The organism is Kocuria rhizophila (assembly GCF_003667225.1).
Taxonomy (GTDB): domain Bacteria; phylum Actinomycetota; class Actinomycetes; order Actinomycetales; family Micrococcaceae; genus Kocuria; species Kocuria rhizophila.
The window spans coordinates 1-10,059 of the sequence record NZ_RCOM01000080.1 but is presented as its reverse complement, the minus strand read 5'-3'; the positions used below and the strand labels follow the sequence as shown (position 1 = coordinate 10,059).

General features: G+C 69.8%; 7 protein-coding genes. All 7 read left to right on the top strand.

What is annotated here, in order from left to right; all coding sequences use genetic code 11:
• Positions 1-278: 278 nt before the first annotated feature.
• Entirely contained in the window at positions 279-782 is a 504-nt protein-coding gene (gene ybaK / locus D9R02_RS09825) for a Cys-tRNA(Pro) deacylase (RefSeq protein ID WP_039101242.1), read from the top strand.
• Positions 783-941: 159 nt separating this feature from the next.
• Positions 942-1,349, top strand: coding sequence for a DUF6504 family protein (locus D9R02_RS09820; RefSeq protein WP_039101241.1), 408 nt, complete (start codon positions 942-944; stop codon positions 1,347-1,349).
• 85 nt (positions 1,350-1,434) lie between these two features.
• Positions 1,435-5,130 (top strand): DNA polymerase III subunit alpha, encoded by a 3,696-nt coding sequence (locus tag D9R02_RS09815; RefSeq protein ID WP_223246181.1) that lies wholly within the window; start codon positions 1,435-1,437, stop codon positions 5,128-5,130.
• A gap of 63 nt (positions 5,131-5,193) precedes the next feature.
• A complete protein-coding gene (locus tag D9R02_RS09810) occupies positions 5,194-6,264 on the top strand; it encodes an App1 family protein phosphatidate phosphatase (RefSeq protein WP_102613986.1) in 1,071 nt (356 codons plus the stop codon).
• Positions 6,265-6,649: 385 nt separating this feature from the next.
• The gene (gene nrdH / locus D9R02_RS09805; RefSeq protein WP_019309058.1) at positions 6,650-6,886 is read left to right on the top strand and encodes a glutaredoxin-like protein NrdH; all 237 of its coding nucleotides are present in this window, start codon (positions 6,650-6,652) and stop codon (positions 6,884-6,886) included.
• A 380-nt stretch (positions 6,887-7,266) separates the two neighbouring features.
• Positions 7,267-7,761 carry a class Ib ribonucleoside-diphosphate reductase assembly flavoprotein NrdI gene (gene nrdI, locus D9R02_RS09800; RefSeq protein ID WP_223110383.1) on the top strand — a complete coding sequence of 165 codons (495 nt, stop codon included), beginning with the start codon at positions 7,267-7,269 and terminating at the stop codon, positions 7,759-7,761.
• Positions 7,758-9,917, top strand: a complete 2,160-nt coding sequence (nrdE, locus tag D9R02_RS09795) for a class 1b ribonucleoside-diphosphate reductase subunit alpha (RefSeq protein WP_102613985.1) — start codon at positions 7,758-7,760, stop codon at positions 9,915-9,917. Before nrdI ends, nrdE begins: the two co-directional genes overlap by 4 nt.
• The last annotated feature ends 142 nt before the right edge of the window (positions 9,918-10,059 follow it).

The window sequence follows — 10,059 nt, the reverse complement described above, 5'->3', positions numbered from 1 at the left end:
GTGCTGGGTGGTGCCGTGAATCGGATGGAGCTGTGACTGCCGGGTGGTGGTGCTGCGGTGTGGTGGTGCTGTGGTGGAAGGGGACCGCGCGCGGGGAAGTCGTAGGCTCGAGGAACCAGAGCCCTGCACCTCCCGCGGTGCGGGCGTGACACCACAGTACCCAACCGGGCACGCCGCCGTACGGGAACCGGGATGCGGGCCCGGGCCGGGCCCCTGGAACGGCCCCGCCGGCGGAGGCGCGGTCCGGGAGGGTGCGGACGAGACGGAGAGGACATCTCATGGCGGCCAAGAAGCACTCGGCACCGGCCACCCCGGCCACCCGGGCCCTGGAGGCGGCGGGAATCCCGTTCGAGGGACTGCCCTACGAGCACGACCCCCGGGCGGAGTCCTACGGGGACGAGGCGGCACAGGCCCTGGGACTGCCCCCGGAAAGCGTCTTCAAGACCCTGGTGGTGGCCCTGGACCACGGTGGCTTCGGGGTGTGCGTGGTGCCGGTCTCCGCGCGGGCGGACCTCAAGGCGGTCGCCGCGTCGCTGGGCGCCAAGAAGGCGCACCTCGCCGAACCCGGGGACGTGCAGCGGCTGAGCGGCTACGTGCTCGGCGGGGTGAGCCCACTCGGGCAGCGCACCACGCTCCCCACGGTCGTGGACGAGAGCGCACGTCGTCTGGAGCGCGTGTACGTCTCCGGCGGCCGACGTGGTTTCGATGTGGGGCTGGCGCCGGAGGACCTCGTGCGGGCCACCGGGGCCGTGTTCGCGGCGGTGGGGCAGAACCCGGGGTAGGAGAGTCGAGCGTCCTGGGCGCCGCGCTCGCCGCGCCGGGGATGCTCAGGCCACCCGCACCGTCCCCCGACGGGGCCGGTCGCTTATGCGTGTCGGACGGCCTTGGCACCGTCTCAGGAGTCGAATAAAGTTTCGAATACCTGGGGAAGGTGAGCCATCATGACGGTGCTGGACGCGGTGGAGATCGAGCGCCACGAGGACCCGTGGGAGGCGGTCCCCGTGATCGGCGGAACCCTCGTGGACGCGAGGGCCGAGGGTGCGGGGGAGGCCGTCGTGCCGGATGCCACGGGGGATTTCTCGGTGCACTGCGACTCCTCCGGGAATCCGTGTGAGCTGTTCTACCGTGGCCGCGGTCAGCGCGTGCTGCAGCCCGTGATCCACTGGTACGAACGCTGCAACTGGTGGGATCTGGCGGATCGCGTCCCGCGCGAGAGCCCCACCAGTGCGGTGGACCGGGAGCGCTGGCGGGTCCAGGCCGTGGAGGCCGGCGCCGCCGTGGCGCGCACCTTCGAACTCACCCGGGACCAGTCCACGGGCCAGTGGGGACTGCTCCGTGTCAGCTGCTGAGACCCCCGTGCGGCACCGGGCGGTGGAAGCCCCGCACGGGTCTGTGGTGGTTGACAAAAATTCGAACAAAGTTTCGAATATGGGCATGTGGTTCCCTCACCTTCACGTGGCCTCGGCCTTCAGCGCGCACTACGGTGTGGCGCGTCCCGAGGAGCTCGCGGAGACGGCGGCCGGGCAGGACGCCCAGATCCTGGCCTGCACGGACCGGGACGGTCTCTACGGTGCGGTCAAGCACGTGCTGGCCTGCCGGGCCCACGGCATCACCCCCGTGCTGGGGGTGGACCTCGCGCTGCTGGGGGCCACACCGCCACGGTCCTCGGAGGGGCAGGGCGTCCGCGGCCCCGGAACTGTGCGCGGAGCGTCCCCCGGAGGGGGTGCGCCCCGGCGGGACACCGCGTCCCGGGGACGGAGCGCATCCCGCCGGGTGGCCCCGTCGTTCGGGACGGGGCCCGGGCGGCGTCGCCCCGTCGCGCCCCGGGTGGTCGGACGCGTGGTCGTGCTCGCCACGGGCCACAACGGCGGGGCCGGGTACGCCGCCCTGTGCCGGCTGGTCTCGGCCGCGCACCGCGCCCACGACCGCAGCGCGGCGCACCCCGTGGGCCTCACTCCCGAGCAGATCGCCCGTCACGTGCACCGCGCCGCCCGGGGCGGGGAGCCGGGACTCGTGGTGCTCGTGGGGCCAGACTCGGACGTGGGCAGGCTGCTGGCCCGTCGGCACTACCGGGCCGCCCGGAACGCGCTGTCCCGCTGGCAGGCGCGAGTGCCTCCCGGGGCCCTCGTGGTGGAGACCGCCACCCACCTGGCACCCCAGGGTGCGCCGCTGAGCACGGGTCACGCCGTGCGCATGTACGAGATCGGGCACCAGGCGGGAGTGCCCGTGGTGCTCAGCAACGCCGTGCGCTACGCCCACCCGGGGCAGGCCGTGACCGCGGACGTCCTCGACGCCGCCCGCACGCTGATGTCCCTCGACGAGCTCGCCGGGGCCGAGCGCGGCGTGCTGCAGCCCAACGGCCAGGGCTGGCTCAAGGACGGTGACCGGATGGCGCGCCTGGCCCACGAGATCACGAGCGCCGCGGACCAGGGGGCCACCGGGCCCGCGGGACTGCTCGCGGACACCCACCACCTGGCGCAGCGCTGCGCCCTGGACCTCCAGGAGGACCTGGGGGTGGGCAGGCCCGTGATCCCCGAGGCCTCCGTCCTCGGGCTGCGGGGGGACCCGGACCGCGAACTCGCCCGCCGCTGCTACGCCGGTCTCGCCCGGCTGCACGGCGGCGAGGACTGGGACCGCACCGTCCCCGGGCTCAACCGAGAGTCCCTGCGGGGGCGTCTCGAACGCGAGCTGGACGTCATCTCCCGGCTGGGCTTCGCCGGGTACTTCCTCACCGTGGGAGAGGTCTCGGACCTGATGAGCGCCATGGACGTGCGCCACGCCGCGCGCGGCTCCGGGGTCTCCTCCCTGGTGGTGCACCTGCTCGGGATCTCCCCGGCGGACCCCCTCGAGTACGACCTCGTCTTCGAGCGCTTCCTCTCCCCGCTGCGCCCCAACCTCCCGGACATCGACATCGACATGGAGAGCGCGCGGCGCCACGACGTCTACCGGCGGATCTTCGAGCGCTTCGGCGCCCGGCGGGTCACCCTCATGAGCATGCAGAACGCCTACCGCTCCCGCGGGGCCGTCCGCGACGCCGGGCTCGCCCTCGGTCTCGGGGCCCAGGACGTGGACCACGTGGCCGGCCAGCTGTGGCGCGTTCCCGGGGGCACGCTGCGCGAGGAGATCTCCCGCCGTCCCGAACTGGCACCCCTCGCGGAGCAGCTCAGGGACAACCGGCAGATGGACCTGCTCGTGGACCTCACCGAACGCCTCGACCGGCTGCCCCGCCACATCTCCATGCACCCCTGCGGGGTGATCCTCTCCGACACCACCCTGCTGGACCGCACCCCCGTGCAGGCCAGCGGGATCGGGCTGCCCATGTCCCAGTACGACAAGCACGACATGGACCCCATGGGGCTGATCAAACTCGACATCCTGGGCGTGCGCATGCAGTCCACCCTGGCCCACGCCGTGGCCGAGATCACCCGGTTGCACCCCCACGAACCACCCCCGGACCTCGACACCATGCCCCGGGACGACCCCGACACCTTCCGTCTCATCAGCTCCACCCACACCCTCGGGTGCTTCCAGATCGAGTCCCCGGGCCAGCGCGAGCTCATCGGGACCATGGGACCCGAGGAGTTCAACGACCTCGTCGTGGACATCTCCCTCTTCCGCCCCGGGCCCATGCAGGCCAACATGGTCCGCCCCTACCTCAACGCCCGGCACGGCTGGTCCACCCCCGTCTACCCCCACCCGGACCTCGAGGAGATCCTCGCCGAAACCCGCGGCGTGGCCGTCTACCACGAGCAGATCATGCGCATCATGGACCGCATGACCGGGTGCGGACTCGGACAGGCGGACGTCTGGCGGCGACTGCTCGGATCCCCCTCCGAGGGCCCCGTGGAAACCGCGTTCCGGGACGGCGCACGCGCTCGCGGCTACTCCCCGGCGGTGGTCGACACGGTGTGGGAGATCCTCCACGCCTTCGGCAGCTTCGGGTTCTGCAAGGCCCACGGAGTGGCCTTTGCGGTCCCCACATACCAGTCGGCGTGGTTGAAGACCCACCACCCGGAGGCCTTCATGGCGGGCGTCTGGGAGCACGACCCCGGCATGTACCCGGCGCGGCTGCTCGTGGGGGAGGCCCGCCGCATGGGGATCCCCGTCCTCGGCCCGGACATCAACCGCAGCGGGGAGTGCCACCGCGTGGAGCCGGTCACCCCGCGTCCCGGGACCGTGGCCTCCGGGGACCTGGACGCGGGAATTCCCCACACCCAGGACGGGGCGTGGGGGATCCGGATGTCGTTGGGCGCCATCACCGGCATCAGTGCCGCCGAGGTCGAGCGGCTCCTGGCGGGACAGCCGTACGGGAGCCTCGCCGAGGTCCGGTCCCGGGCCCGTCCCTCCCGCAGGACCCTGCAGAGACTGGCCACCGCCGGGGCCCTCGACAGCCTTCTGCGCGATGCCGGGGCCCGTGCCTCGCGCACGGACATGGTGCGGTTCCTCACGGACCGGGCGGACCGCCCGGCCGGGGCGCGCGGAGCCGCGAGCGGGGCGCAACCGGGTGAGGAGCAACTGGCTCTTCCCCTGGGGGACGTGGACCTGACCTCCCTGCCGGCCCGGCTCCCGGAGCCGTCCCCGCAGGAGAGGGTGAGAGCGGAGATGGAGACCATGGACATCGAGGTCAGCGCCCACCTGATGGACTCCCACGCGGAGCTCATGCACTCCTACGGGGCCACCCGCGCCGAGGACCTGCTGGGACTGCGCAGCGGCAGCGAGGTGGTGGTGGCCGGGGTGCGGGTGTCCACCATGACCCCGCCCATGCGCAGCGGCAGACGCGTGGTGTTCATCTCCCTGGACGACGGCTCCGGGGCCGTGGACTGCACGTTCTTCGACGAGGCCCAGGCCGAGTCCGGGGAGGTGCTCTTCGCCCCGACCCTGCTGCTGGTCCACGGCCACACCCGGCGCACGGGGCCGCGGGGGATCGGCATCCAGGCCGCCCGGGCGTGGGACCTCTCCCGGCCGGAGACCCTCCCGGACCCCCGCACGCTGCTGGGTTCCCGGCCTGTCGCGTCCCGCCCACCACGGGAGCAGGGCCCCGGCCACACCCGGCGGCTCCGCGAGCACGGACCGGAGAACGGGGCGGCGGCCGCACCCGGCAGAGTCCTGCGAAAGGCAGGCACACCATGACACGGAGCGTGAGCGCGCAAACGCGCGACAGTACACGCCCGGGCCTGTGGAACACTGTGAGCCATGGCGAAGAACAGTGGTGGCGGGGACCTGCTGCCGTCCGTGGACCAGGTCACGGAAGAAGCGATCAACGTCGGCTACCGCTTCGACCAGAAGCTGCAGCGGTGGCGCCAGGGTCGGGCAGTCCAGCGGGGGGACATCCCCACCATGCTCGCCTTCGACGGTTACGGCAGTCCGCGCTACGTGCGCGCGCTGGGTCGCGTGCTGCTCAAGACCCGCTCGCTCGTGGACGAGACGGACGACGCCGCAGAGTCCATCCGCGGCTGGCGTTCCTTCTCCTCCGTGCCCTACGCCTTCGCCCACGTCAACGTGTGGCTGGGGGACCACGAGTTCCACTTCGTGGCGGACAGAGGCGGTGTGATCGACGTGGACCTCAACGTCTCCATGGCGCCCGGGGTGCACACCATCTACATGCAGGCCGAGGGCTCCACCGTCACCGAAGCCACGATCACCGTGGTCTCGGACCAGCAGCACCTGGGCGTGGTGTGCGACGTCGACGACACCGTGATGGTCACGGCCCTGCCGCGGCCCATGCTCGCCGCGTGGAACTCCTTCGTGGCCAACGAGCACGCGCGCATCCCCACCCCGGGGATGTCCACCATGATGGACCGGCTGCGCCGCCGGCACCCGCACGCCCCGTTCCTGTACCTCTCCACGGGCGCGTGGAACGTGGCCCCCACGCTGCGCCGGTTCCTCACGCGCAACGCCTACCCCTCCGGGGCGCTCCTGCTGACGGACTGGGGGCCCACCACCGACCGGTGGTTCCGCTCGGGTTCCCAGCACAAGGTGCAGAACCTGCAGCGCCTGGCCGAGAGGTTCCCGCACGTGAAGTGGATCCTGATCGGGGACGACGGCCAGCACGATCCGCAGATCTACTCGGGTTTCGCCCAGCGCTACCCGGAGTCCGTCGCGGCCATCGTGATCCGCAACCTGTCGCCCACGGAGGCCGTCCTGGCCTCGGGTGCGCGCGTGACCGACCGGCACCGGGTCACGGTGCCCCAGGGTGTCCTGTGGATCGAGGCCAACGACGGCGCCTCCATCTCCGACCAGCTCCGGGACGCCGAACTGCTCTGACCACCGGGCTGACCACGCACCCTGGGCCGAGGTGCCGGGTCGCGCCCGGACCGCCTGCGCTGTCCCCTGCGCTGCTCCCGCATCCTCCGCAACCCTGCCCGGAAAGTTTTTCGGTGACTTCCGGAACACCTCTTGTCCACACCTCAGGGGTCCGGGACCGCGGGATCACGCGGTCCCGGAGCTCGTGTCCTGTGGACAAGCCGGGGGAAAACCCGGGTGCCCCTGTGGAACACGCGACCACATCATGTTGGGTGCCTTACCCACGCGCGACACTAGATGTAGTATTGATCCAGATGTTCCACCGTCTGGCGCACCGCCCCGGTCACCCACCGCGAGGCTTCGGAAGCGCCGGAGAAATCGGTACTTCCCGCAAGGAGAATGGGCTATGTCAATCACCGTGTATTCCAAGCCGTCGTGCGTCCAGTGCAACGCCACCTACCGCGCCCTCACCAAGAAGGGCATCGACTACACGGTGGTGGATGTCACCGAGGACTCCGCCGCGTACGACCACGTGGTGGGTCTGGGCTACCAGCAGGTGCCCGTCGTGGAGACCGGCTCGGACCACTGGTCCGGCTTCCGCCCGGACAAGATCAACTCCCTGGCTCTGCTGCTCTCCGCCTGAGCGCACGGCGCCGCGGGAGACCGCGGTTCCGCCACCCGCGCAGGACCGGGCGGGATCAGGGCACCGGGCGGGATCAGGGCGCGTCCCCGGCCCCTGCGAACGACGCTCCCGGTGGAGAACGCTCGCGGAGGAGGGTCACCGGGTGGCCCGTCTCCCCGGCCGGCGGCGACTTCGGGCCCACCCGGGGCGGAGAGCATCTCCGAGAGCACAGACCCGAACCGGAGACGATTCCGGACCGGAGACGAATCCGGACCGGTCAGCATCCCGCCCCGGTCGGCCTCCCGGGCCGGCGTCTCCGGGCCAGGTCCCCGGGGCACCGCCGATGCCCCGTATCGGAAACAGCACACAACACCCCCCCCGAAGAATCGAAGTGACCCGGCATGAGCGCACTGGCCTCGGTTCTCGCTCAGGCGCAGGAGCGGGAACGTCATCGCATTCCGATCGTGGCGGACGAGGACGCACCACTGGTGGTGTACTTCTCCTCCGTCACACGCAACACCGACCGGTTCATCGCCAAGCTTCCGGTGCGATCCGTCCGGTTGCCCCTCAAGACCTCTGAGCCTGCTCCCCGCATCACGGAGCCGTACGTGCTGGCAGTGCCCAGCTACGGACGCCCCGGGGGAGCGGGGTCCGTTCCCCCGCAAGTCGTCAAGTTCCTCAACGACGCCCCGTCCCGTCAGCACCTCACAGGTGTGCTCGGTGCGGGCAACACCAACTTCGGCCCGCTGTTCTGCGTGGCTGCGGAGAAGGTGGCCGCCAAGTGCCAGGTCCCTCTGCTCTACAAGTTCGAGCTGATGGGCACGGACGAGGACGTCGAAAAAGTCACCCAAGGATTGGAAGAGTTTTGGCAAGCATTCACGCAACCCCGGGAGTGAGCGTCGAGCCCGGCCACGAGGATCCCACCTGCCCGGAGCAGTACCGGGGTCTGGGCTACCACGAGCTCAACGCCCTGCTGAACCTCTACGACGCCGAGGGCCGCATCCAGTTCGAGGCGGACCGGCAGGCGGCGCGGCAGTACTTCCTGCAGCACGTCAACAAGAACACCGTGTTCTTCCACGACCTCGAGGAGAAGCTCAAGTACCTGGTGGACCACCAGTACTACGAGGCCGAGGTGCTGGACAAGTACAGCTTCGAGTTCATCAAGAAGCTGTCCAAGCAGGCGTACGGCTACAAGTTCCGCTTCCAGACCTTCCTGGGGGCGTTCAAGTTCTACACGTCCTACACGCTGAAGACCTTCGACGGTCAGCGCTACCTGGAGCGGTTCGAGGACCGCGTGGTGATGGTGTCGCTGTACCTCGCGGACGGGGACGAGGCGCTGGCCGAGCGGCTCGTGACGGAGATCATCTCCGGTCGTTTCCAGCCCGCCACCCCCACGTTCCTCAACGCGGGCAAGAAGCAGCGCGGCGAGCTCGTCTCATGCTTCCTGGTGCGCTTCGAGGACAACATGGAGTCCATCGGGCGCAACATCAACTCGGCGCTGCAGCTGTCCAAGCGCGGCGGTGGTGTGGCGTTCGCGCTGAGCAACCTGCGCGAGTCGGGTGCTCCGATCAAGATGATCGAGAACCAGTCCTCGGGTGTGATCCCCGTGATGAAGCTGCTCGAGGACTCGTTCTCCTACGCGAACCAGCTGGGTGCTCGCCAGGGCGCCGGTGCGGTGTACCTGCACGCGCACCACCCGGACATCCTCAACTTCCTGGACACCAAGCGGGAGAACGCGGACGAGAAGATCCGCATCAAGACCCTCTCCCTGGGCGTGGTCATCCCGGACATCACGTTCGAGCTGGCCAAGAACAACCAGGACATGTACCTGTTCTCCCCGTACGACGTGGAGCGCATCTACGGCGTGCCCTTCGCGGACGTGAACGTGAGCGAGAAGTACCACGAGATGGTGGACGACTCCCGCATCACCAAGCGCAAGATCAACGCCCGCGAGTTCTTCCAGACCGTGGCGGAGGTGCAGTTCGAGTCCGGCTACCCGTACATCATGTTCGAGGACACCGTGAACCGGGCCAACCCGATCGACGGCAAGATCATCATGTCCAACCTGTGCTCCGAGATCCTGCAGGTCTCCGAGCCCTCCACGTACAACGAGGACCTCACGTACGCCGAGGTGGGCAAGGACATCTCCTGCAACCTGGGGTCGATGAACATCGCGATGGCCATGGAGTCCGAGGACTTCGGCGCCACGATCGAGACCGCCATCCGGGGTCTGACCGCGGTCTCGGACATGTCCAACATCGACTCTGTCCCCTCGATCCGGCGCGGCAACCAGATGTCCCACGCGGTGGGCCTGGGCCAGATGAACCTGCACGGCTACCTGGCCAAGGAGCACATCTTCTACGGCTCGGAGGAGGGTGTGGACTTCACCGACATGTACTTCTACGCGGTGACCTACCACGCCATCCGCGCGTCCAACCTGATCGCCAAGGAGCGCGGGGAGTCCTTCGTGGGCTTCGAGAAGTCCGACTACGCCAACGGCACGTTCTTCGACAAGTACACCGACCGTGCGTGGGAGCCGGCCACGCAGCGGGTCCGCGAGCTGTTCGCGCAGGCCGGGATCACGCTGCCCACGGTCGAGGACTGGAAGCAGCTGCGCGAGAAGGTCATGGCGGACGGGATGTACAACCAGAACCTGCAGGCCGTGCCGCCCACGGGTTCCATCTCCTACATCAACAACTCCACGTCCTCCATCCACCCGATCGCCTCGCGCATCGAGATCCGCAAGGAGGGCAAGCTGGGCCGCGTCTACTACCCGGCGCCCTTCATGGACAACGAGAACCTGGAGTACTTCCAGGACGCGTACGAGATCGGCTACGAGAAGATCATCGACACGTACGCCGCGGCCACCCAGCACGTGGACCAGGGCCTGTCGCTGACGCTGTTCTTCAAGGACACCGCCACCACGCGTGACATCAACCGCGCCCAGATCTACGCGTGGCGCAAGGGCATCAAGACCATGTACTACTCGCGCATCCGCCAGCTCGCGCTGGAGGGCACCGAGGTCGAGGGCTGCGTGTCCTGCATGCTGTGACGCGCCGTTCTCGTCCGTGAGCACGGGGCACGACGCCGCCGCGTGACGTCCCGCACGTGCCTCACCCTGCTCCGCTGCCCCGTTCGACCGACCGGTCGTGCGGGGCAGCGGCGTCCCCGGGCTCGCCGAGCGCGCGCCCGGG